At 69.4% G+C, this 21,130-nt stretch carries 22 protein-coding genes; 9 read left to right on the top strand and 13 right to left on the bottom strand.

Annotation, left to right across the window (positions count from 1 at the left end; genetic code table 11):
* Positions 1–29: 29 nt before the first annotated feature.
* From ACGFI7_RS13670 to ACGFI7_RS13655, 4 genes are all read right to left on the bottom strand, one after another.
* Positions 30–1,001, bottom strand: a complete 972-nt coding sequence (locus ACGFI7_RS13670; protein WP_393403462.1) for an endonuclease/exonuclease/phosphatase family protein — start codon at positions 999–1,001, stop codon at positions 30–32.
* A gap of 83 nt (positions 1,002–1,084) precedes the next feature.
* Positions 1,085–1,699 (bottom strand): NAD(P)-dependent oxidoreductase, encoded by a 615-nt coding sequence (locus ACGFI7_RS13665; protein ID WP_393403459.1) that lies wholly within the window; start codon positions 1,697–1,699, stop codon positions 1,085–1,087.
* Positions 1,700–1,715: 16 nt separating this feature from the next.
* Positions 1,716–2,240 carry a hypothetical protein gene (locus ACGFI7_RS13660; RefSeq protein ID WP_393403456.1) on the bottom strand — a complete coding sequence of 175 codons (525 nt, stop codon included), beginning with the start codon at positions 2,238–2,240 and terminating at the stop codon, positions 1,716–1,718.
* Between the two features lie 27 nt (positions 2,241–2,267).
* Positions 2,268–2,717, bottom strand: a complete 450-nt coding sequence (locus ACGFI7_RS13655) for a MarR family winged helix-turn-helix transcriptional regulator (protein WP_393403454.1) — start codon at positions 2,715–2,717, stop codon at positions 2,268–2,270.
* Positions 2,718–2,946: 229 nt separating this feature from the next.
* On the opposite strand from ACGFI7_RS13655, the gene ACGFI7_RS13650 reads away from it, so the two are divergent.
* Complete coding sequence (locus tag ACGFI7_RS13650; protein ID WP_393403452.1) at positions 2,947–4,161, top strand: CynX/NimT family MFS transporter; 1,215 nt, start codon at positions 2,947–2,949, stop codon at positions 4,159–4,161.
* Between the two features lie 34 nt (positions 4,162–4,195).
* Here ACGFI7_RS13650 and ACGFI7_RS13645 read toward each other — a convergent pair whose 3' ends face one another.
* Both ACGFI7_RS13645 and ACGFI7_RS13640 read right to left on the bottom strand, forming a co-directional pair.
* Positions 4,196–4,396, bottom strand: coding sequence for a DUF397 domain-containing protein (locus ACGFI7_RS13645; protein WP_393403450.1), 201 nt, complete (start codon positions 4,394–4,396; stop codon positions 4,196–4,198).
* Positions 4,393–5,208, bottom strand: coding sequence for a helix-turn-helix transcriptional regulator (locus ACGFI7_RS13640; RefSeq protein WP_393403448.1), 816 nt, complete (start codon positions 5,206–5,208; stop codon positions 4,393–4,395). Before ACGFI7_RS13640 ends, ACGFI7_RS13645 begins: the two co-directional genes overlap by 4 nt.
* 210 nt (positions 5,209–5,418) lie before the next feature.
* Between ACGFI7_RS13640 and ACGFI7_RS13635 the strand changes: the two genes are divergently transcribed.
* On the top strand, positions 5,419–5,865 hold the full coding sequence (locus ACGFI7_RS13635) for an ATP-binding protein (protein WP_393403446.1): 447 nt from the start codon (positions 5,419–5,421) through the stop codon (positions 5,863–5,865).
* 333 nt (positions 5,866–6,198) lie between these two features.
* On the opposite strand, the gene ACGFI7_RS13630 is transcribed toward ACGFI7_RS13635, so the two are convergent.
* From ACGFI7_RS13630 to ACGFI7_RS13610, 5 genes are all read right to left on the bottom strand, one after another.
* Positions 6,199–6,438, bottom strand: a complete 240-nt coding sequence (locus ACGFI7_RS13630; protein WP_393403444.1) for a hypothetical protein — start codon at positions 6,436–6,438, stop codon at positions 6,199–6,201.
* Positions 6,439–6,592: 154 nt separating this feature from the next.
* A complete protein-coding gene (locus ACGFI7_RS13625; RefSeq protein WP_393403442.1) occupies positions 6,593–7,402 on the bottom strand; it encodes a DUF6551 family protein in 810 nt (269 codons plus the stop codon).
* A 1,184-nt stretch (positions 7,403–8,586) separates the two neighbouring features.
* Positions 8,587–9,159: a hypothetical protein gene (locus ACGFI7_RS13620; protein WP_393403439.1), complete on the bottom strand. Its 573-nt coding sequence runs from the start codon at positions 9,157–9,159 to the stop codon at positions 8,587–8,589.
* Between the two features lie 216 nt (positions 9,160–9,375).
* Positions 9,376–9,825, bottom strand: coding sequence for a hypothetical protein (locus tag ACGFI7_RS13615; RefSeq protein WP_393403436.1), 450 nt, complete (start codon positions 9,823–9,825; stop codon positions 9,376–9,378).
* A 15-nt stretch (positions 9,826–9,840) separates the two neighbouring features.
* Positions 9,841–11,241 carry a S1 family peptidase gene (locus ACGFI7_RS13610; protein WP_393403434.1) on the bottom strand — a complete coding sequence of 467 codons (1,401 nt, stop codon included), beginning with the start codon at positions 11,239–11,241 and terminating at the stop codon, positions 9,841–9,843.
* A 185-nt stretch (positions 11,242–11,426) separates the two neighbouring features.
* On the opposite strand from ACGFI7_RS13610, the gene ACGFI7_RS13605 reads away from it, so the two are divergent.
* Genes ACGFI7_RS13605 through ACGFI7_RS13595 form a run of 3 tightly spaced genes read left to right on the top strand, consistent with a single transcriptional unit; the run spans position 11,427 to position 15,312 of the window.
* Positions 11,427–12,245, top strand: coding sequence for an ABC transporter ATP-binding protein (locus tag ACGFI7_RS13605; RefSeq protein WP_393403431.1), 819 nt, complete (start codon positions 11,427–11,429; stop codon positions 12,243–12,245).
* 11 nt (positions 12,246–12,256) lie between these two features.
* Positions 12,257–13,234, top strand: coding sequence for an ABC transporter substrate-binding protein (locus ACGFI7_RS13600; RefSeq protein WP_393403428.1), 978 nt, complete (start codon positions 12,257–12,259; stop codon positions 13,232–13,234).
* A complete protein-coding gene (locus ACGFI7_RS13595; RefSeq protein ID WP_393403426.1) occupies positions 13,231–15,312 on the top strand; it encodes an iron ABC transporter permease in 2,082 nt (693 codons plus the stop codon). Before ACGFI7_RS13600 ends, ACGFI7_RS13595 begins: the two co-directional genes overlap by 4 nt.
* A 6-nt stretch (positions 15,313–15,318) precedes the next feature.
* Here ACGFI7_RS13595 and ACGFI7_RS13590 read toward each other — a convergent pair whose 3' ends face one another.
* Positions 15,319–15,918: a TetR/AcrR family transcriptional regulator gene (locus ACGFI7_RS13590; protein ID WP_393403424.1), complete on the bottom strand. Its 600-nt coding sequence runs from the start codon at positions 15,916–15,918 to the stop codon at positions 15,319–15,321.
* Between the two features lie 121 nt (positions 15,919–16,039).
* Here ACGFI7_RS13590 and ACGFI7_RS13585 point away from each other — a divergent pair, with 121 nt between their 5' ends.
* The 4 genes from ACGFI7_RS13585 (at position 16,040) to ACGFI7_RS13570 (ending at position 20,297) form a co-directional block, all read left to right on the top strand.
* The gene (locus ACGFI7_RS13585; RefSeq protein WP_393403423.1) at positions 16,040–17,200 is read left to right on the top strand and encodes an NAD(P)/FAD-dependent oxidoreductase; all 1,161 of its coding nucleotides are present in this window, start codon (positions 16,040–16,042) and stop codon (positions 17,198–17,200) included.
* 39 nt (positions 17,201–17,239) lie between these two features.
* The gene (locus tag ACGFI7_RS13580) at positions 17,240–18,445 is read left to right on the top strand and encodes a cytochrome P450 (RefSeq protein ID WP_393403421.1); all 1,206 of its coding nucleotides are present in this window, start codon (positions 17,240–17,242) and stop codon (positions 18,443–18,445) included.
* Between the two features lie 24 nt (positions 18,446–18,469).
* Complete coding sequence (locus ACGFI7_RS13575) at positions 18,470–18,667, top strand: ferredoxin (RefSeq protein WP_393403418.1); 198 nt, start codon at positions 18,470–18,472, stop codon at positions 18,665–18,667.
* Positions 18,668–18,749: 82 nt separating this feature from the next.
* Positions 18,750–20,297, top strand: coding sequence for a benzoate-CoA ligase family protein (locus tag ACGFI7_RS13570; RefSeq protein WP_393403416.1), 1,548 nt, complete (start codon positions 18,750–18,752; stop codon positions 20,295–20,297).
* Here ACGFI7_RS13570 and ACGFI7_RS13565 read toward each other — a convergent pair.
* The gene (locus ACGFI7_RS13565; protein ID WP_393403414.1) at positions 20,286–21,128 is read right to left on the bottom strand and encodes an amidohydrolase family protein; all 843 of its coding nucleotides are present in this window, start codon (positions 21,126–21,128) and stop codon (positions 20,286–20,288) included. The genes ACGFI7_RS13570 and ACGFI7_RS13565 overlap by 12 nt on opposite strands.
* Between the last annotated feature and the right edge of the window lie 2 nt (positions 21,129–21,130).

Genomic DNA, 21,130 nt, shown 5'->3' with positions numbered 1-21,130 from the left:
TCAACCATGGTTGAGATCAAGAGGCCCGGTCACGGCTTGGTCAGGCGGATCAGCATGCCGTCGTGGTCGGTGTGGGTCAGCCCGTACAGGCTCCGGCTGACGAAGGTGAAGTCGTTGCTGAAGATGACGTGCTGCACGTCTCCGTCGCCCTTGCGGATGTTGCCGCTCGGTACGCAGTTCTGCGCGTTCTCCGGGTCGGAGGTGTCGTACTCCAGGTTGAAGTCACCGCCGATGACCGTCTTGCCGGAGATGCCCTCCTGCGACCTGATGGAGGGCACGACGCTGAACGTCAGGGCCTTGCACTGGGTCAGCGCGATCGGCTCGCTGGCGGCGCTCAGGTGGGTGGCGCACGACAGGTGGTCGCCCACCGCGTAGGCGCAGGCGAACGTGCGCACCTCGTTGCCGCTGTCCTGGGTGGTGTACGTGCCGACCCAGCCGTTCGCCCCCTGCCACAGGGCGGCGGGGACCCGGCCGAGGACGGCGTTGCCGTAGGCGCCGCCGTTCGTGCAGGTGATCGGCGCGCCCGTCGCCTTGTTGAACGCCGGGTAGAAGACGGAGTACGTCCAGTCGTCCGGCCAGGCCTCGGCCAGCGACGGCTGGAGGTAGTCGGGCAGGTCGACGGAGCAGATCTCGTTCAGCGTCACCAGGTCGGGGGCGAGGTAGTAGATCAGGTCGCCGCCCTCGTAGATCGCCTGGCCGCCGGCGTAGCAGCCCGCCTTGCCGCTGTTGCAGAGGTTGAGCTGGAGCTCGTAGAACGACCGCGCCGCCCGCGTCCTGGCCGCGCGGTCGGGCCGGGCCGTGAGCGCCGACCGGGCCCGGCCGCCCCGGGCCTTCGCCGTCAGGGCCGCCGCCTCACCGCCCATCGGCGCGACGCTCCGTACGGACATCGGTTCTACCTGGACGGGGTCCGCCTGAGCGGCGCTCAGGCCGCCGGGCAGGGTCGCGGCGAGGACGAGCGCGGACGCGACGGTTAACAGACGGCGGGCGATTCTCACGAGCACTGCCTCCACGATGATCGGCGAATCTGACCGCCTTAATCGTGACCCCTTACCGAACGCGGTAAAACCCCTGATTTCGGACCGGGTCAAGCACCGCCGACGTTGACCGCGGCCTTGGCGTAGGTGTCTGACCCGGCCAGGTCCAGCAGGGTCACGGCGGCGTCGGCGCGGCTCAGGGGCCTGGGCCGGTCGAGCAGGTCGCGGCTGATCAGGACACGTCCGGCGGCGGGCCGGTCGAGCAGGCGGTTGAGGCGCGCTATCGTCCAGTCCAGATCACAGGCGGTCACGACGCGTTCCATCTCCGCCTGGTCGGCGTAGGCGTCCGCGAGCGCCCAGCGCAGCACGGCCATGGGGATGCGAGGTTTGTCGGCGACGATGGGGTACGCGCTCGTGGTGACGAACCGCCGGACCCCCGCCTGCGCCATCGCGTTCGTGATCATCCGGGTGACCGCGGCGGTGTGATGAGGGCCCTTCCGGGTCTCGGCGGCGACGATCGCGATGACGGCGTCGGCGCCCGCGACCGCCTCGGCCACGGCCACGGCGTCGCGCCCGTCACCGTGCACGACGCGGGCGGCGTCAGGGATGCCGGCGAGGTTGCCGGGACGCCGGGTGAAGGCGGTGACGCGGTGCCCGCGACCAGGCGCTTCGGCCAGGATGTGGCGGCCGGTACGACCCGTCGAGCCGAACACGGTGATGTTCACGATGCCTCCCCGTCGATCAGCCGGCGGCCCGGGCGGACAGCGGCGCAGCACGTTCGCGGCGCGACCGGCCGCGGTCGAGCACGAGGACGATCACGTACGCCTCGGCGAAGGCGCACACCGCCCAGAACGTCCATGCCAGAAGGCTGAGGTTCCAGGGCTGGTGCAGGACGTTGAACGGACCCATGAACTCGCCGAACACGGCGCCCAGCCAGACGACGAGGCCGAGGCGGCCCGCCCTGCGGTTCAGGCCCGCCGGCCAGGCGGGGGCGACGGACCGATAGAGGAAGGCGTAGCCGATCCCGAAGAGAAGTAAGCCCGCGAGGATGAGCGAAGGGTTGTCCAGGATGCGGGGTAGCGGCTCCATCTCCTTCCACACCGCGATGACCTTGGGATGCTGGGTGTCGGGGTCGAAGAGCAGCCCTTCCGCGCCCTGGCGGGATCCGCCGAGCGTCCTGAAGGTGACGAACGTGCCCAGCACGAACGCGACGCCTCCGGCGAGGCCGGCGGTGAGTGTCCGCCAGATCGAGATGGTGTGTCGCATAAGCCTTCCTTGTGGACGAGGGCGGAGTCAGTGGTGGCCGGCGGGAGGCCGCTCTCCCGGCGTCGCCATGGCATGGCTCAGCAGCACGCCGAGAGCCTCGCGCAACGCGGCACTTCGCGGGCTCGCGGGCCCGCCGAGCGGGGCGAGGCGTTCTTCCTCAAGCTGGACGACCTTGGCGCGGGCCGCGGCGACGACCTGCGCTCCCTGCTCGGTGACCTGCAGCCGGACGGCCCTGGTGTCGGCCGGGTTGGGAGCCCGTTCGACCAGGCCCGCTCGCTCGAGCGCGCGGACGAGCTTGGACACGTACATGGCCTCCAACCCGCTGAAGTCGGCCAGCTCGCGCTGACTGGGCCGCCCCCCGCCGCGCGTGAGCCCGTACAGGGAGGCCAGCACGCTGTATTGAGCGGAGGTGATCCCCAGCGGCGCGAGCTCACGATCCAGGGCGGCCCGCCACTTCATCGTCAGATGCCAGATCACGAAACCGATGGAGGGCGGAGGGACGTCAGCCGGAGACACCATGAGGACATCATAAACATGGCTACTGTAACCATGGCAACTATCTGCCCGTCACCCGGCACAGCCCGCGAGAAGCGATGACCGTACCCCTGAATCGCTTCGTACGAAGAAGACAAAAAGGTTGAACCAGGCACTCGACACGACCATGATCGAGCCTGGACACGTGCCCGTGACGACACTGAGGAGCTCCATGGACTCTCCCGCGAAGCCGGGCACGTCGGAGCCGGCCGGGGAGTCCGCACGACGCACCCCGTGGGTGACGATCGCCTTCATCTATCTCGGCGGGGTCGTCGCGGCGATGAGCTTCGGCAAGTTCTCCTCGGTCGGTCCGGAGGTGGCGGCCGAGCTCGGGCTGACGCTGTCGCAGCTGGGCTGGGCGATCTCGGCCGTCGTCGGCGTCGGCGCCGCCGCCGGTCTGCCCGCCGGCTATCTCGTACGGCGCGTCGGCGCGGAACGATCCCTGGTGGCGGGCCTCGCACTGACCGCGGCCGCGAGCCTGGGAGGCGTGGCCGCGCCCGATTTCGGCTGGTTGCTGACCGCCCGATCCGTCGAGGGCGTCGGCTATCTTCTGATCGTCATCGCCTGCCCGGCGCTGGTCGTCCGCCTCGCCACCGCCCGCGACCGGGGCACCGCCCTGTCGATCTGGGCCACGTTCGTCCCGACGGGCCTCGCGGCGAGCACGCTCGCGGGCGGCGCGCTCGCCTCAGCCTTGGGCTGGCGCGGCTGGATCGCGCTGGTCGCCGCTCTGACGCTGGCGATGGCGCTGGTCCTCTGGACGCGCCTGCCCCGGGGACCCGGGCACCAGTCGTCCGGCCCGCTCCCCCGGGCCGGGGCGCTGTGGTGGCCGCTGGTGCTCGCCGTGGCCTTCTGCCTGGCCATCCTGGTGACCCTCCCGGTGATCGTCCTCCTGCCCACGCTCCTCATCGAGCAGCAGGGCTACTCGGCCGCCGCGGCGGGCGCCCTCACCTCGGTGATCTCCGTACTCTGCGCACTCGGCGGGCTCGCCGTGGGAGTGCTGCTCCGCCGGGGCGCCCCGATCGGCGTCCTGGCGCTGACCGGGTTGCTCACCCTCCCTGCCGCCTGGCTCCTGTTCGGCGACCACGGCTCGGCGTCAGCCGCGCTGGCGGGCGCGGCGATCGTCTCCATCGAGAACGGGTTCCTGGGCGCCCTCGGCTTCGCCGTCCTGCCGCTGGTGCTGGAGCGCCTCGACCACGCCGACGTCGGCAACGGCGTGATCGCCCAGGCAGGCAGCGTGGGTTCACTCCTGGGGCCGCCGTTGTTCGGGGTGGTGGCCGGCGGGCTGGGCTTCCAGGCACTGGTCCCGGCCATCGCCGTGGGGACGCTGGCCTCGGTCGGCTTGTTCCTGCTGGTCGGGAGACGAGCGTCGGCGAAGGCGCTCGGGTGATCGTCGGCGGCGCACTGGGGCCGTCACCGAGGGGTCAGGCCAGGTCGAACTCCCCGTCCCTGACACCGCCCACGAACGCCCTCCACTCGCCGGGCGTGAAGATCAGCGCGGGACCATGGGGGTTCTTGCTGTCGCGTACGGCGACGAGACCGGGAAGGTTGGTGGCCACCTCAACGCACTGCCCGTTGTCGCCACTGGCTGCGGCTTTGCGCCATTCAGCATTCTCAAGATTCATGGGGACCATTTCCTAACTGCATCCTCTATGACCTGCAGTGACATGGATTGAGGGTAGGCATCGGCCCTAATGGTGTCGTACCTCACTTTGACCCGCGCCACGGATTCATGATCGCCGGTGACCAGACCTGACAATACAGAATCAGCTGATACGACTTCAGCGCCGTCGCGTAGTCGTGCCAGCGTGAACGCGCTCATCATGCCAGCCGCGCATCCACTCGCGGTAGGCACTACCTGGACAGTGATACGTGAATTCTGTACGTGTTCGAGAAGCCGACCAAGCTGCCCAGCAAGAACCCTTGGGCCGCCTATGGGGCGATGCAGCGTGCTTTCATCAATGATCGCCAGGAAAGCGGGCGGGTTCGGGGCATCAAAGATCTCCATCCGCCGCATCCGTACCTGAACTCGCTCCTCGACCTGCTCGATCGGGACGGCGGTGGCGAAGATGGCCCGCGCGTACTCGGGCGTCTGCAGCAGGCCCGGGATCACGAGCGGGTCCCACGACTGCAGGATGGCGGCTTGCGGTTCGATCTCCTCTACCCAGCGAGCAAACCAGCCGAGAGTCGGCGAATGCGATATTTGCGTGAACAGGTCCATGAAGTGGCCGTCAAGCTGGAAGGCCCGATCAAGCGCTTCCGCGAATTCCACCGTGGGAGCCCGCCGCCCTCGCTCCACATGGCTGATCAGCGAAGTATGGCACCGAAGCCTGTTGCTCAGCGCAGTCTGAGACATGCCCGCTTCCCTGCGGCGACGCATCAGATCCGCGGCGAATCGCGCCCGAGGCGACGTCTGGTCACCACTGCCATCGCCCATACCACTCCTCCATAGACACGTTGCTGAGGCGTCACACAACATTCACTGTCGGTGACAGTACAACTACAGCAATGTGACGAGCAACGCAGTTCGCGCGTCTACATCCGTCGCCGAATTCGGCCAGGTAAAGACCCTCGGGAACGCTCACGAGGCTCATGCTGAGACCCAACGCAGGCGTACTAGACGCACTGCTTGTCACGGGAGGTTGGCATGACCGCGAACCTGTTGACGACCCGGCAGAACTACACGGAGCTGCCGGTCCACCCGACCGCGGTGTCCCTCGCACGTAGACATGTGGCCCAGGTACTGACCGATTGGGATCGCGACGCCCTCATCGATGATGCCCGACTCGTGATCAGTGAGCTGGTGACCAACGGCATCAAGGCATCCGACCCCAGCGACGACGAGATCGAGGCGTACGGAACGCTCGCCGGGGCTTATCGGCGAGTGCGGATCGGACTCCATCAGACGGCCGGCGGCGTCGTCCTGGAGGCCTGGGACTGCAACCGTTGTCCCCCACGACTGTGCCGACCGGACGCGGAAGCGGTCGGCGGACGAGGGCTGCTCGTGGTCGACACCGTGGCCACCCAGTGGGGTTATCGGTGGCCGAAGACAGGCGGAAAGATCGTCTGGGCCCTGCTGGGTGACGCGTCATGATCGACCCGGACGACTGGGACTGCCCTCAGCTGTCCCCACACCCGCCAGGTCGCATCGGTCCGCCCATCCTGCCGCCCGGCAGAGTGGCCATTTCAGTCGCAAGTTCTCAGCCACACCCGCTCGCATCCAGTGGCATGCGAATGATCCGCCGTGCTTACCGAGCTATTTCCCACGAGTCGCATACGCCGGTCGTGGTCACAAGGTGTAGCAGAGCGGATGTGGACCTTGATTCTCACGTGCAAGGGGCATTTACCACTGCTTCACCTCTCCACATACCCCAGTCCACCGGCCAGATAAATACGGTATATCTTATGATTGGAGCGCGAATACCGATTACCGCGCAAGATCCGGGAACGTCTCCTTGATGATCTCAACAAGCGTGGCCGCCTGCTGGCGGTCCAGTTGCAATGTCTGACTGACCTTTTTCTCTGACTGTCTTGCATCTGACCCGTACGTGCTGAGCTGGAGCAATGTGCCGTATGGTGTGGCGATGGATTGATAGCCACATTCGACCTCAGTCGGATGCATCCGTGCGCTTTGTCTGATTCTGAAGAACTCTTTGATTCTAGCCATAACTCGATCTCCATTAGCAGGGAACACAGCACCAACCAGAGCCGACCCCAACGCCAGATGGCATCCGGACTATGCGCCGTCCGCATAACGCAAGGCGACATGTCAACTACAATAGTAGCGACCGCCCAGATGCCCAGAGTTGCCTTTCGTCAGATCACCCAACCCGGTTGGCTGCAGTTCGTCCTTTATTCCAGCTCTCAACTACCATCTGATAGCACTGACTCTCTCGCGATCCGGTACCACTGTTGTTGTATCCACCGTTTGAAGCTCGGGTCAAAGCCTCGGACCGCCAACGTGCCGCTAGACCTCGCTTGAGCATCTTTCTCGCGAGCTCTTCATCATCGATGCCAGATCCATGACGACTAAGGAACATCGCGACGCCGCCTAGAATGACACCATCCCAAGACTCCTTATCCCTGCCCCAGGCTGTCTCAACCACTCTAAGGGTGCGGTCAAGAATCTCAGCCCCATGCTGCCTCGTGATGCGTAGCACAGCTGATACTGCGCCCACACTATTAGTAGAGCTCGATCCCAGGCCGAGACCGTGACTTTTCAGCACTTGATCGACACTTACACAGAGAGTGTCTCCAGCTGTAAGTCCAACCTTGTACTCATCCAATGTGCTTACCTTAGCCGACTCCCGGTTTTTGATGAGAAAGAGAGTCGCCTCCTCCTTCTGAGTGAGGCCGTAATGAATCTCAGCCTTGATCGTCCGAAGCCCTCTAAGTTTGCAAGCCTCGGTACGGTGCATGCCGTCAACGACATACCGATTTCCATCAGCACGCTCAGAGACAACGATTGAGCCCAGGGCATCGACGAGCAAGCTGTCAGCGATACCCTTCGCTCGCTTGGAGTTGAGCCCGCGCTGGGCTTCTTCATCGATCTTGAGGGAGTCGATCTCGACTTCGACACCGTACTCAACCCGATGCTCGGGGAGCACATACTGGAAACGCGATTTCGCCATTGACGGTCTTCCTCCACATCTATACCGGCCAAAGCTACGACCTAGGGGGCTCGGGAGGCCGGGCTTGCGAAGGATAGGCGCGCCTGAGGAACTCTGTAGCGACCTTTTCGCTTGTGGTGGACACGGTTCGACGCGCGTCCCCGTTCCATTCTTCCCAGCGCAATACCGGTGACAGCTGCTTGTTCTCCAAGGCGGTCACCCTGTGTGCCCCGCTGTCATCCGCTTTGGACTCAAGCCACCAGCCCACCACTACTACTAGAACCACTGCCACCCAAGCGAAGAGGTTGTACTTCAGCTCGGTTGCAAGATTCACTGCAACGGCTGCGCCTGCCGTAGCGAAGGCAATCCAGAGCTTCCAGGACTTAAAATTCATGTCTAGAGACCCATCAGCACGGCTTCTCGGCAGGAAGGCCGTCCTGTGCTCGCGCTCGACACCCCTCAGGCCTGTAGGTAGATACAGTAGCTTTGGCCTCACATGAGCACAAGCGAAACATAACTACCTCTTGCTACAAGCACTCAGGAACTGCAGCCATCTGCTGCATTCATCCAGGTCACAGTGTCGCAATGAAGTCGCACTCTCGGACGGAAGCAGCCAGAACCCTCTTGGTTCCTCTACCGTGGAGCGCCAGACACTCCAGCAGCCAGGGGACAATCTGTGTCGCTTCGTACACGTTAGGACACGCTCACGATATCCGTCTCTGTCTGTCCGCTTTGCCAGCCGATCTCATCATTTAGTGAGGATGGTTTGATAACAAAGAGATAACGTCGCCCTAGAGCGACCATTGGCCATCGCTCAAGCTGATCTGGAACCGACAACACGGTAGGGGCTCGAGTTCGTCGAGCACCGGCGCACTGGCAGCCAGCCGAGCTATCTGGACAAGTCATCGGAGACACCGGCTTCCGCATAATCGTCGTGTCGCCCTCAGGCTCGCCTTCCCTACCGCAGATGAGCGGGCTGGCCATGGCCCTATCAACGAGGGTGAACATGCGCAGGTGACATCGGCTCCAGTGGGCGAAGGTGCCGTCGATCGCCGAAGGGGGTAGCACGGGCCGCCGCGAAGATCGGGTAGGCCGCAGTCCGAGTTGCAGCGGTGCGCCGCTCATCAGTTCCACCCTGATCAACAAGTGTGTTCTCGACACGACCGCGATCTTCGAGAGCAGCAGCCCCCTAACTTGGCCGGCGATCAGCCGCCCGGTCCCACCTCGTTGTTCGGGGCTCCGTCGCCAGTAGTCGGGAGGTCGCCGCGTTCGACCGGGGTGCGTGGCGGTGAAGGCGTGGCGGTGACGGCTGCCTGGCGGGCGCCGGCTATCGCCGTTTTCAGCGTCTCTCGGTTCACGTCCGTGAACTTCCCGGCCAGGAGGAGGAAGGCGTCGCCCTTGACGGCGATGTACTCGTGGCGCCCCGCCGCCTCCCGGTACCAGCCCACGTCGTCGCGCACGCACCGCACGGAAGCGTCGGTGGGATCGGTGTCGGTGACGGGCCGCTCCCAACAGGCCGCGTCGTCGAAGGCGCCGCGGTCGACGCGGAGTTGTACCTGTTTGCCGTCCGGTGAGACGTAGAAGGCCCCGAATCCTTCGTCGCCGACCACGCCGACGGATTGCTCCTGCAGTTCGTACCCGGGCAGGTCCACGACGTAGATCAGGGCTGGATCGGCGCCTTGGCCGAGGGCTTGGTCGATGGCGGTCTGGCTGAGCACGCCTTGGGTGCCGCAGGCGGAGACGGCGAGGGCCGCGGCCAGTAATGGTGCCTTCTTCATGGCGCTCCCCCGGCCTGAATGGCCCTTCCCCTGGTCCGGGTGGCCCTCCCCCTGGTCCGGATGGCCCTTCCCGGTCTGGCCTGGATGGCGCTCCCCGGTCTTCATGGTGCTCCCCCCGGTGCGGGCACCTCGGCTGGTGTTCTCGTACGCGTGACCCTAGTGTGTCGAGCCGTCCAGAGCACCCCATTGATCCCACCGGGCAGGACGGGTCAGGGGTCAGGGGTCCGCGGGCGGGGGACGCTGGTCCGGGGTGATGTAGACGTAGGCGCGGTTGGGCGGCACGCACGCGTCGGACAAGTCCAGGTGGTCGAAGGAGTCCACGGTGTGGGGAGCGTACGCGTCCCCGTACAGGCGCTGGCCTTCGAGGATCGTGCCGGCGTGGGGCACCTCGACGCCGCGCTTCCCCTGCTTGATCACCGGTTTGCTGCCGGCGGGCCACACCGGGGCCGCGACCTCCCCTCGGTGGCCGCTCTCCAGGGTCATGGTGAGGCACTTGCTCTCAGCGTCGTAGCCGAGGATGCCGGGGATGCTCATCTCCAGGCTGATGTCCCTGGGCGCGTCGACGATGACCTGGGGATCCGGGCCGACGAGCGTGATCCCGTCCGGGCCTCCACCGCAGGCCGTGACGGCCAGCAGGACGAGCGCCGGAGCTGAGGTGATCTTCATGTGCCGTTCGCCTCCTCAGCGCTGATAGACGAACACGCCGAACATGCGCAGGTGATGGACCGGCGTGAACAAGCCCCACGTTCTCGGCGGACTGAGGGAGCCGCCGTGGTGGATGCCGTACGCCGTGTTCCCGTAGTACCAAGGGCCGCCGCTATCACCCTTGGCGGAGAAGTTCTGCCCTCCGCGCGCCATGACAAGGTGCTCGTACCTCGTCTTGCGTTCGGCGTTGTAGTACGAGTAGTCGCGGTCGGAGACCTGTCCGCAATGCTTTCCGGTGGCTCTGCCGAAATGACAGATCTGGCTGCCGACGCCGGGGGCGAAGCCGGAGCTGTCGTCGACGTATCGCTTGCGGTTCTCCGCGTAGTAGAACGTGCGCGTCGCGGTCAGCGATCCGCGGGTGTAGAGCGCGATGTCGCCCTGGCCGCCCTCGTGCTTGATGACGGTGCGGACCACGGTGGTGCCGCCGTCACGACTGTGGTTGTAGTACGTGTAGGTCGGCCGCACCGTGCAGTGCCCGGCGGTGGAGATCGCCCGGTTGGCCGTGGCGTGGTAGTTGACCACGAAACCCACTGTGCACCCGTTGTCGAGCAGGCCGCCACCGCGGATGTACTTGTCCTGAGGCTCGATGCCGAGCTCGTCCACGACTTTGACGTCGATGCGGATCTCGCTGTCCGCCGGGAGCGTGGATCCGGCCACCTCGTCGAGGTCCTCCCTGACCTCCTGCGTGGTCGCCTGCGCCTCGACCTCGATGGTGACGGTGCCCTTCTCGGCGTCGTACTCCGCGCCCACGTCGCCCGTCCCGGCCCGCCCGGTCACCGCCTTCAGCGCCCGTGTGCGCGCCGCCTCCACCTCCCGCTCGGAGAATCCGGTCTCGCCGACGAGGTCCACCGCGACCGGCAGCATTCGGGCCAGCGTGATCGCCCGCGGCGGGATCGGGCCCTTGAAGGCGAGGCGCGCGCCGCGTCCGTCCTGGGAGATGGAGGCCGTGGTGATCGCGTCCGGGTACGCCCTCCGCAGCGTTTCGGCCACCTTGCCGAAGGCGGGCTGCCATCCGTATCTGTCGATCGCCTGTTCGTGCGTGATGCCTTCGGCCTCGGCCACGTCTTCGAGGTCGACGAGTTCGGCCAGCGGCAGATCGTCGATCTTGAGGTAGGGCAGCGTGGCGGCGTCGATGCCTCGCCCCGCCGCCTCGGTCACGTGCTCGTCGATCGCCTGGGCCAGGGTGATTCCGCGCCGTTCCGCGAGTGCCACGAGTTTGTCGAGCGTGGGCCGTTCCGGCTTGGGTCGCGTGTCCGCGCTCAGCCGGATCATGGCCGGCTTCGACGCGGCGTCGGTGGTGGGGGCCGCCAAGGAGACGGTCGCGGGTATGACGGTCAGCGCGATGACGGCGCGTAACGCCATGGTGGGTCGTGGCATGGCGACCTCCTCGTACAGTCCTCACCGCCGTGATCGGTCAGAGGGCTGTACGGGTTCGGCGAGTGCGCGGGTTCATCACACCAGGGCTGGTATGCCAAGCCGGTCTGGCGCTGTGGAGATCCTCACATGCCACAAAGCCGATCCCGCCGTAGCGCGATCAGCAAGGTTAGCCTAACCTTATTGCCATGACCGAGGAGATCTCCCTCCGCGGGGCGGAGCTGTGCCTGAGTTACCACGGGACCACCGTGGTGCACGACGGCGGCCTCGCGCTGCGGCCGGGCCGTGTGACTGCCCTCGTCGGCCCGAACGGCAGCGGGAAGTCGACGCTGCTGCGCGCGCTGGCCAGGCTGCACCGGCCCGACAGCGGGGCGGTGACGCTGGGCGACGGCGCCGACGCGCTCGGCCTGTCCGCGCGGGACTTCGCGCGGCGGGTGACGCTGCTGGCGCAGAGCCGGCCCACGCCCGGCGGGGTGCGGGTGGCGGACGTCGTCGGGTACGGGCGGCACCCGTACCGGAAGCGCTGGAAGGCCGCGGATCCGGACGGCCCCGCGGCGGTCGCCAGGGCGATGGAGCTGACCGGTGTGACGGCGATGGCCGAGCGGCCGGTCGACGAGCTGTCCGGTGGCGAGCTGCAGCGCGTCTGGATGGCCACCTGCCTGGCCCAGGACACCGGTGTCCTGCTGCTGGACGAGCCGACCACGTTCCTCGACCTGCGTTACCAGGTGGAGCTGCTGGAGCTCGTCCGCGATCTGGCCGACGAGCACGCGGTGGCGATCGGGGTCGTGCTGCACGACCTCAACCAGGCCGCCGAGATCGCCGACTACGTCGTACTCCTCCATCAGGGGCGGGTCCGCGCCGACGGCCCGCCCGCGCAGGTCCTCACCGAGGACCTGCTCACTGACACGTACGGGATCCGCATCGAGGTCAGCCACGACCCGGTGTCGGGAGCCGTGACCACCCGGCCGATCGGCCGGCACAGCAAGAGCTTCACCGCAACGACATGACAGGAACAACCATGCGCAGTGCCCTGACGGCAATCGCCGCCATCGTCGTCCTCGCCGCCTGCGGCACAACAGAGGCGCCCGTGACCGAGCAGGCCGCGTCCGCGAGCGCGGAGCCGTCGGCGGCCCCGATCACCGTGAAGGACAGCCGGGGCAAGGAGGTCACGCTCGACAAGCCGGCCACCCGGGTCGTCAGCCTGGAGTGGGGCGAGACCGAGATGCTGGTCAGCCTCGGCGTGATGCCGGTGGGCGCGGCCGACACCAAGGGCTTCGCCGTCTGGGACACCGCCGTCAAGCTCGACGACTCGGTCAAGGACGTCGGCATGCGGCAGGAGCCCAGCGTCGACTCGATCAGCGCGCTCGAGCCCGATCTGGTGATCATGGAGTCCGACGACGTCGAGCTGGCCGCCCAGCTGGAGAAGGTCGCGCCGGTGCTGGTGGCCAAGGGCAGTGACGCCTCCCGCAACCTCGACCGCATGCGCGAGGACCTCAACATGATCGCGACGGCGGTCGGCAAGACCGACGAGGCCGCCAAGCTGCTGAGCGACTTCGACGCGGCGCTGGCCCAGGGCAAGGAGAAGATCGCCGCGGCCGGCGGCGCGGGCAAGCCGTTCGTGATCGCCGACGGCTGGCGGCAGGGCAGCACGATCTCGATCCGCCTGTTCGGCAAGGGCGCGCTCGTCTCCGACGTGGCCGAGCAGCTCGGGCTGAAGAACGCGTGGACCGGCAAGGTCGACGGCGACTGGGGTCTCGGCACCACCGACGTCGAGGGCCTGACCGCGCTCAAGGACCCGGAGACCCGCTTCTTCTACAACGCCTCCGACGGCGACGACGTGTTCGCCGACGGCCTGCACAAGAACGCCATCTGGAAGTCGCTGCCGTTCGTGGAGAAGCAGCAGGTCGTCAAGATGCCCAACGGCATCTGGACCTTCGGCGGCCCGCTCTCCGGTCAGCAGTACGCCGACGCTCTGGTGAAGGCGTTCACCGGTTGAGCACGGACCTCCTGACCCCGGCACCGCCCGAGACGCCGCTGCGGCGGCTGGGCACCGCCGGGGTCTTCCTTCTGGCTGTGGCGGTCACCGTGCTGGTGGCCGCCGTTCATGTGACGCAGGGCACCTCGACGGTCGGCGCGTTCGATCTGCTGGCCCTGCCGTTCGGCGGCAGCGACGAGGCGGCCCGGGTGCTGCTGGCCTCCCGGCTGCCGCGGCTGCTGGCCGGGATCTCCGTGGGCGTCGCGCTGGGCGTGGCGGGCGCGCTGCTGCAGGCGATCGCGCGCAACGCGATGGCCTCGCCGGACACGCTGGCCGTCAGCGCGGGCGCCTACCTGGCGGTCGTCGTGGCGAGCGTGGCCGGGCTGGCGCTGCCGGTGCCGATCTCCGGCGCGCTGGCGCTGGTCGGCGGTCTGGCCGCCGCGGCGCTGGTGCTGACGTTGTCGGCGGGCGGACGTACCGGGACAACGCGGTTGATCCTGGCCGGGTCGGCGTCCGCGATGGCGCTCAGCTCGCTGACGAACCTGTTCATGATCCTGTTCGAACAGGAGACGACCGGGCTGTACGCGTGGGGCAGCGGCTCGCTCGTGCAGAGCGACCTGACCGCGGTCACCCAGCTCGGGCCGGTGATCCTGGCGGGCCTGGGGGTGGCCGTGCTGGCCGGGCCCCGGCTCGACATCCTCGGCCTGGGCGACGACACCGCCACCGTGCTCGGGGTGAACGTGCGGCGGCTGCGGCTGTGGCTGATCATGCTGGCGGTGCTGCTGGCGGCCGCGGCGGTGACGATCGCGGGGCCGATCGGGTTCGTCGGGCTGTGCGCGCCGGTGATCGTGCGGCTGCTCCCGAAGTCCATTCCCGGCCTGCACCGGAGCCGGACCATGCTGCCGTTGTCGGGGGTGGCCGGGGCGCTGGTCGTGCTGGCGTCCGACATCGCGCTGCGGGCCGTGCTGGGCGCGCAGGCCGGGGTGGAGGTGCCGCCCGGCGTCATGACCACGGTGCTGGGCGCGGCGGTGATGATCTGGCTGGCCCGCCGCTATCGGGACGCGGGGCCGACCCGCCGGCCGCCGGAGGCGCGCACGGGCGCCGCGCGGTCACGGACCGCCTTCCTCGTCATGGTCGCCGCCGGGGTGGCGCTGCTCGTGGGGGCGCTGGTGCTGGGCCTGCTGGGCGGCGACCGGTGGCTGCTCACGGGTGACGTGGTCAACTGGCTCCAGGGGCACAGCGCGAAGGGGCTGACGTTCGTGCTCGACCAGCGCTGGCCGCGGGTGGGGGCCGCCGCGCTGGCCGGGGTCGCGCTCGCGGTGGCGGGGGCCGCGGTGCAGGCGGTGTGCCGCAATCCGCTCGCCGAGCCCGGCGTGCTGGGCGTGACCGCAGGGGCCGGGGTGGGCGCGATCTCGCTGCTCACGCTGGCGCCGATGGCCGGGATCTGGTCCATGTCGGCGGCGGCAGGCACGGGCGCGCTGATCGCCTTCGCCCTGGTCTACGGGCTGTCGTGGCGTGGCGGGCTGAGCTCCGACCGGCTGGTCCTGATCGGGGTGGGCGTGCAGTACGCGTGCGTCGCCATCACCGTCCTGATCATCGTGCAGTCCGACCCGTGGAACACGGCCAAGGCGCTGACCTGGCTCTCCGGTTCCACGTACGGGCGAGTCCCGGCCCAGCTCATCCCGGTCGCGCTCGCTCTGCTGATCACGGTGCCGCTGCTGGCGTGGCTGCGCCGGGACCTCGACCTGCTGTCGCTGGACGAGGACACGCCGCGGGTCCTGGGCGTGCCGCTGGAGCCGGTGCGGCTGACCGCGCTGGCCTGCGCCGTGCTGCTCACGTCCACGGCGGTGTCGGCGGTCGGGGTGGTCGGCTTCGTCGGCCTGGTCGCGCCGCACGCGGCCCGCGCCCTGGTCGGGGCCCATCACAACCGGGTGCTGCCGGTGGCGGCGCTGCTCGGGGCGCTGCTGGTCAGCCTCGCCGACACGCTCGGCCGTACGGTGATCGCGCCGGCGCAGGTGCCGGCGGGGCTGGTGACGGCGTTGATCGGCACGCCGTACTTCGTCTATCTGCTGTGGCGGGCCCGGCCGGACTCCCGCTGACAGCCGTCACTCCGCCGGGACGGGGGCGTCGAGGTGGTGCAGCGCCCCGATGAGGGGCCAGGTGAGCGCGGCCATCTCGGCGGAGGTGCGAGGGCAGCCGCGCTGGAGCCAGTCGGCGGCCACGCTGATGAGGGCCCCGGCGGTGAAGGCGGCGGGGACGTCGTGCTCGTCCGGCGACGAGCCGCCGTGCAGGTGGGTATGGATGGCGGCGGTGCAGCGGCGGCGGATGTGGTCGGTGACGCGGGCGCTGCCCTGCGGCCCCAGCAGGGCGCGGTAGAGACCGGCGTGCCCTTCGAGGCTGGTGAAGAACTGCTCCAGTGACCGGGTCGCCTCCGGGCCGGGGTCGGCGGTGCCGGGGCGGGGGCTGGGCAGCGACTCGATCAGCTGGTCGATCATCGCGGTGCAGGCGGACTCGGCCAGCTCGTGGACGTCGCGGTAGTGGTCGTAGAAGGTCGAGCGGCTGACCTCGGCGCGCTGGGCCACGTCGGCGACGGTGACGCGGGACAGGTCGCGCTCGGCGACGAGCTGGATCAGCGCCCGCGCCAGGGCCGCCTGGGTGCGGCGCACCCGGCGGTCGCCGGGGATGTTCGCGGAGGTCAGGGCCACGCCCTCACTGTACTCGCTGACTACAAGTGCAGGATTACCTACATGTGTAGGGTAACGTGCGAAGGAGTGGACGAAGGGAAGGACCGCCATCGATGCCGTCTCCCGTGTCACGAGTGGTCCTGTGAGCCCACCCGGCGACATTCTGATCGTGGGCGCCTCCGCCGCCGGTCTGAGCACGGCCGAGGCGCTGCGCCGGCTCGGTTACCGGGGCCGGTTGACGATGCTGGACGCCGAGCCCCGCTTCCCCTATGACCGGCCGCCGCTGTCGAAGCAGGTCCTGGCCGGTGTCTGGGAGCCTGTCCGGGCCCGGCTGCGGGACGTGGCGCGGCTGGAGGCGCTGGACGCCGAGATGATCCTGGGCGAGCCGGCCGCCGGCTTCGACGCGGAGACGCGGGCCGTCACCACCGTGTCCGGGCGCGTGCTGAACGCGGAGGCGGTGGTGATCGCCACCGGCCTCACCCCGGCGCGGCTGCCCGGTCAGGACGGCACGGCGGGCGTGTACGTGGTGCGCGGCATGGACGACGCCGTCGCCCTGCGCGCGCACCTGCTGCGGGGCCCGCGGCTGGTGGTCGTGGGCGAGGGGGCGCTGGGCGCGGAGATCGCCGCGACCGCGCGCGGCATGGGCCTGGACGTCACGCTCGCCGGGCTGGGGTCCACGCTGCTGGGCGCGCAGGTCGGCGCCGAGGTGGGTGAGCTGATCACCCGCACGCACGCCGGCCACGGGGTCCGGCTGCGGCTCGGCGTCCAGGTGGCCGGGCTGGCGGTGGACGCCGGGCGGGTCACGGGGGTGCGGCTGCTCACCGGCGAGGTGCTGCCCGCCGACGCGGTGGTGGTGGCCGTCGGCTGCCGCCCGGCCATCGGCTGGCTGGAAGGCAGCGGGCTGGTCCTGGGCGACGGGGTGGCGTGCGACGCGCGCTGCCGCGCCGCCGACGGGGTCTACGCCGTCGGCGACGTGGCGTCCTTCTGGCACGAGGGGCTCGCCAGGCGGCTGCGGCTGGAGAACCGCACCAACGCCACCGAGCAGGCCCAGGTGGTCGCGGCCAACCTGCTCGGCGCGGATCGCCCGTACGTGCCGATCCCGTACTTCTGGACCGACCAGTACGACGTCAAGATCCAGGCGCACGGCCTGCCCTCCCCGTCGGCCGAGCTGAGCATCGCCGAGGGCGACCCCGCGGAGCACCGGTTCACCGCCCTGTACCGCGAGAACGGCCGGGTCACCGGCGTCCTCGGCTGGAACATGCCCAAACAGGCCCGCCTGCTGAGGCAACGGGAACTCGCCTGACATGCCCTGATTAGTCATCCGTACGGAGGAGATGCCGCCATGAAGCAGGACCTGAGCTACCCCATCCCGAGCGACGCCCCGCTGGACCCGCCGAAGGAGTGGGCCGAGCTGCGCGCGGAATGCCCGGTGGCGCACGTGAGACTGCCCAGCGGCGACCAGGCCACGCTGCTGACCAGGTACGAGGACGTCAAGCAGGTGCTCGCCGACCCGCGTTTCACCCGGCTGCTCAACGCGCCCGACGCGGCCCGGCTGTCGGCCACCGACGACGGCGGGCTGTTCAACAGCGAGATGGCGCAGATCATCCCGGACGGCGGCGACGAGCACCAGCACTGGCGGCGCCTGGTCGGCCGGTGGTTCACCGCCAAGCGGATGGCCGCCCTGCGGCCCGCGATGACGGAGATCGCCGAGCAGCTCGTCGACGCCATGGTCAAGCACGGCGCCCCCGGCGACCTGCGGGCCGACCTGAGCTTCCCGCTCCCGGTGTACGTGATCTGCGACATGCTGGGCGTGCCGGCCGAGGACCGCGAGCGGTTCGCGTACTGGTCCGACACGCTGCTCAACCTCACCCGGTACGAGAAGGCCGAGATCGACGCGGCCCAGCAGGACTTCTTCGCCTACATGTCCGCCCACGTCGCGGCCAAGCGCGCCGAGCCGGGCGACGACCTGCTCAGTGAGCTGATCGCGGCGGGCGGTCCGGAGGAGGGCGGGCTGTCCGAGCTCCAGGTGCTGGTCACCGGGATGGCGCTGCTGGTGGCCGGGCACGAGACCACGGCCAACATGATCGGCAAGATGGTCGCCATGCTGCTGGCCGACCGCACCCGGTGGGAGCGGCTGCTGGAGGACCCGTCGCTGATCCGTACCGCGGTGGAGGAGACCCTGCGGATGGACGCCAACTCCGGCTTCGGCCTGCCGCGCTACCTGCGCGAGGAGACCGAGGTCAGCGGCGTCCGCCTGCCCAGGGGGACCACCGTGGTGTGCAGCATGGCGGCGGCCAACCGCGACGAGAGCGCCTTCGACGCGGCCGGCGAGCTGGACCTGGCCCGCAGGCCGAACCCGCACCTGGCGTTCGGCTCCGGCGCGCACTCGTGCCTGGGGCAGGCGCTGGCCCGCACCGAGCTGCAGGTCGTGCTGGAGGTGCTGCTGCGCAAGCTGCCGTCGCTGGACCTGGCGGTGCCCGCCGCGCGGCTGGAGCGCGTGGAGGGGCTGGCCGTGGGCGGCCTGCGCACGGTCCCGGTCCGCTGGTAACCCGAGAGCCGAGAGGGAGATCCCATGAAGGTCATCGTCGACCAGGACAGCTGCTGCGGCGCCGGCCAGTGCGTGCTGCTCGCGCCGGAGGTGTTCGACCAGCGGGACGAGGACGGCATCGTCGTCCTGCTGGACGCCGAGCCGGGCGAGGAGCGGCACGCCGCGGTCCGCGAGGCGGCGGCGGTCTGCCCGGGGGCCGCGATCGAGGTCGCGGAAGGCTAGAACAGGCTACAAACTATTGACGTCGGCATAGCGATCTGTAGAGTGCGGTCACGGCTCCCCCCACCGACCCGGACGGCCGCACATGAGTGAATCGTTCAACGCCTCCGTCTACCTGCTCGACCGCCGCCTCGCCGCAGGCGACGGCGACCGGCTCGCGCTGACCGGCCCGGCCGGCGACCTCGCCTACGCCGGGCTGCACGACCGGGTCGTGCGCGCGGCGGCCGGGCTGCGCCGGCTCGGGCTGCTGCCCGAGCAGCGGCTGGTGCTGTTCATGGCCGACTCGCCCGACCTGGTCACGCTGTATCTGGCCGGGTTGCGGATCGGCGCGATCCCGGTGCCCGTCTCGACGATGCTGCACGCCGACGGCCTGGCCGAACTGCTCCGCGACTCGCGCGCGACGCTGCTGGCGGTCAGCCCGGAGTACGCCGCGACGGCGGCCGGTGCGCTCGCCGACGCGCCCTCCGTCACCGGGGTGCTCGCGAGCGGGGGCGCGGAGGTCGGGACATCGCTGCCGGTCCACGCGGTGGCGGAGCTGTCCGGGCCCGCGGCCGCGGGCGAGCCCTACCCCACCTCGGCCGACTCCCCCGCGTTCTGGCTCTACACCTCGGGCACCACCGGCTCGCCCAAGGCCGCCATGCACCGGCACGGAGCCGTCCAGGTGGTCTGCGAGACGTACGGGTCTCAGGTCCTGGGCATCCTGCCCGGCGACCGGTGCCTCTCGGCGGCCAAGGCGTTCTTCGCCTACGGCCTGGGCAACTCGGTGCTGTTCCCGCTCTCCGCCGGCGCGGCGGCGATCCTGGAGCCGACCCCGTCCAGGCCCGACCTGCTGGCCGAACGGGCGGCGGAGTACGGGGCGACGCTGTTCTTCGCCGGGCCGTCGTTCTTCGCGGCCATGCTCAGGGCCGACCTGCCCGCCAAGGCGCTCGGCGGGGTGCGGCTGGCGGCCTCGGCGGGCGAGGCGCTGCCCGCCGCGCTCTACCACCGGTGGACGGGCCATTTCGGGGTCGACATCCTCGACGGCATCGGCATGACCGAGATGCTGCACATCTTCCTGTCCAACCAGGAGGGGCGGGTGCGGCCCGGCACCACCGGGGTGGCGGTGCCCGGTTACGAGCTGCGCATCCTGGACGAGGCGGGGCAGGAGGTCCCGCCGGGCACGCCGGGGACGCTGTTCGTGCGGGGCGACTCGGCGGCGACCGGCTACTGGTCCCGCTACGCCGCCTCCCGCCAGGTGTTCCAGGGCGAGTGGCTGCGCACCGGCGACACCTACGTGCGCGACGCCGACGGCTACTACAGCTGCCTGGGCCGCAGCGGCGACATGCTCAAGGCCGGCGGCATCTGGGTGTCGCCCGCCGAGGTGGAGGCCCGGCTGATGACGCATCCGGCGGTCGCCCAGGCCGTGGTGGTGGCCGCGACCGACGGCGACGGGCTGGAGAAGCCGGTCGCGTACGTGGTCGTCACGGCGGCCGTGGCGGAGGACGAGCTGATCGAGTTCTGCAAGGAGGGGCTGCCGTCGTTCAAGCGGCCCCGCCGGGTGGTGTTCGTGGACGCCATGCCGACCACCGCCACCGGCAAGATCCGCCGGGTGGAGCTGCGGGCGCACGCCTCGGGGGTGCTCTCAAGCCCGTAGTCCGGCGTACACCTTCATGGCGTTGCCGCCGAGCACGGCCGCGGCCACGTCGGCGGGGAGCAGCCCGGCGATGGCGCGGGCGTTGGCGGCCGTGCCGGGGACGCCCGGCCAGTCGGTGCCGAAGATCCACTTACCGGCGAGCCGGGTGAGGTCGTAGCGGGCGTAGTACTCGGGCAGCCGCTTGGGCGGCAGGCCGGACAGCTCCAGCCAGACGGTGTCGTTGGTGAGCGCCAGGAAGGCGGCGGCGTCGTACCACCAGCCCCGGCCGCCGTGCGCGAGCACCACGTTCAGGCCGGGGAAGTCGCGGACCACCGGGATGAGGAAGGCGGGGTCGGCGTGCTCGTTGGCGGCGCCGGGGAACGAGCTGGTGCCGCAGTGCACCACCAGCGGCACGCCGCGCTCCTCCAACAGGTGGTAGGCCGGGTAGAGGGCGGCGTCGTCGCAGCGGAAGCCGCCGTGCACCGGGTGCAGCTTGAGCGCGGCGGCGCCCAGGTCGAGCTGCCGCCGCACCTCGTCGGCCAGGGGGAAGTGCAGGTGCGGGTTGACGTTGGCGACCGGGCGGAAGCGGGCCGGGTTGTGCTCGACGATCGGCAGCAGTTCCTCGAAGACCTGCATGCCGGTGGCCTTGGGGCTGTACTCGCAGAACAGCAGCGCGACGTCCACCCCCTGGGCGGCGAAGAGCTCGTCGAGGCGGTCGGGACGCGGCCGGCCCTCGGCGTCCCAGACCTGGTCGATGACGCCGTCGGCGCCGAAGTCGCGGGCCCAGCCGAGCCAGGCCGGCTTCACCGTGCCGAGCAGCGGCACGTGGACGTGCGCGTCGATGAGAGGCATGC

This window comes from Nonomuraea sp. NPDC048826 (assembly GCF_043198225.1).
In the GTDB taxonomy this organism is placed as follows: Bacteria; Actinomycetota; Actinomycetes; order Streptosporangiales; family Streptosporangiaceae; genus Nonomuraea.
Note: the sequence above shows the minus strand (reverse complement) of the source record. Positions and strands in the feature narration are given on the sequence as shown.

What these genes read in the sequence shown, in the direction of transcription:
- ACGFI7_RS13650 (WP_393403452.1), top strand. Translation starts at nt 2,947, where the DNA reads ATGGACTCTCCCGCGAAGCCGGGCACGTCGGAGCCGGCCGGGGAGTCC.
- ACGFI7_RS13630 (WP_393403444.1), bottom strand. Translation starts at nt 6,438, where the DNA reads ATGGCTAGAATCAAAGAGTTCTTCAGAATCAGACAAAGCGCACGGATG.
- ACGFI7_RS13575 (WP_393403418.1), top strand. Translation starts at nt 18,470, where the DNA reads ATGAAGGTCATCGTCGACCAGGACAGCTGCTGCGGCGCCGGCCAGTGC.
- ACGFI7_RS13580 (WP_393403421.1), top strand. Translation starts at nt 17,240, where the DNA reads ATGAAGCAGGACCTGAGCTACCCCATCCCGAGCGACGCCCCGCTGGAC.
- ACGFI7_RS13645 (WP_393403450.1), bottom strand. Translation starts at nt 4,396, where the DNA reads ATGAATCTTGAGAATGCTGAATGGCGCAAAGCCGCAGCCAGTGGCGAC.
- ACGFI7_RS13640 (WP_393403448.1), bottom strand. Translation starts at nt 5,208, where the DNA reads ATGGGCGATGGCAGTGGTGACCAGACGTCGCCTCGGGCGCGATTCGCC.
- ACGFI7_RS13625 (WP_393403442.1), bottom strand. Translation starts at nt 7,402, where the DNA reads ATGGCGAAATCGCGTTTCCAGTATGTGCTCCCCGAGCATCGGGTTGAG.
- ACGFI7_RS13570 (WP_393403416.1), top strand. Translation starts at nt 18,750, where the DNA reads ATGAGTGAATCGTTCAACGCCTCCGTCTACCTGCTCGACCGCCGCCTC.
- ACGFI7_RS13620 (WP_393403439.1), bottom strand. Translation starts at nt 9,159, where the DNA reads ATGAAGAAGGCACCATTACTGGCCGCGGCCCTCGCCGTCTCCGCCTGC.
- ACGFI7_RS13635 (WP_393403446.1), top strand. Translation starts at nt 5,419, where the DNA reads ATGACCGCGAACCTGTTGACGACCCGGCAGAACTACACGGAGCTGCCG.
- ACGFI7_RS13610 (WP_393403434.1), bottom strand. Translation starts at nt 11,241, where the DNA reads ATGCCACGACCCACCATGGCGTTACGCGCCGTCATCGCGCTGACCGTC.
- ACGFI7_RS13605 (WP_393403431.1), top strand. Translation starts at nt 11,427, where the DNA reads ATGACCGAGGAGATCTCCCTCCGCGGGGCGGAGCTGTGCCTGAGTTAC.
- ACGFI7_RS13600 (WP_393403428.1), top strand. Translation starts at nt 12,257, where the DNA reads ATGCGCAGTGCCCTGACGGCAATCGCCGCCATCGTCGTCCTCGCCGCC.
- ACGFI7_RS13565 (WP_393403414.1), bottom strand. Translation starts at nt 21,128, where the DNA reads ATGCCTCTCATCGACGCGCACGTCCACGTGCCGCTGCTCGGCACGGTG.
- ACGFI7_RS13615 (WP_393403436.1), bottom strand. Translation starts at nt 9,825, where the DNA reads ATGAAGATCACCTCAGCTCCGGCGCTCGTCCTGCTGGCCGTCACGGCC.
- ACGFI7_RS13660 (WP_393403456.1), bottom strand. Translation starts at nt 2,240, where the DNA reads ATGCGACACACCATCTCGATCTGGCGGACACTCACCGCCGGCCTCGCC.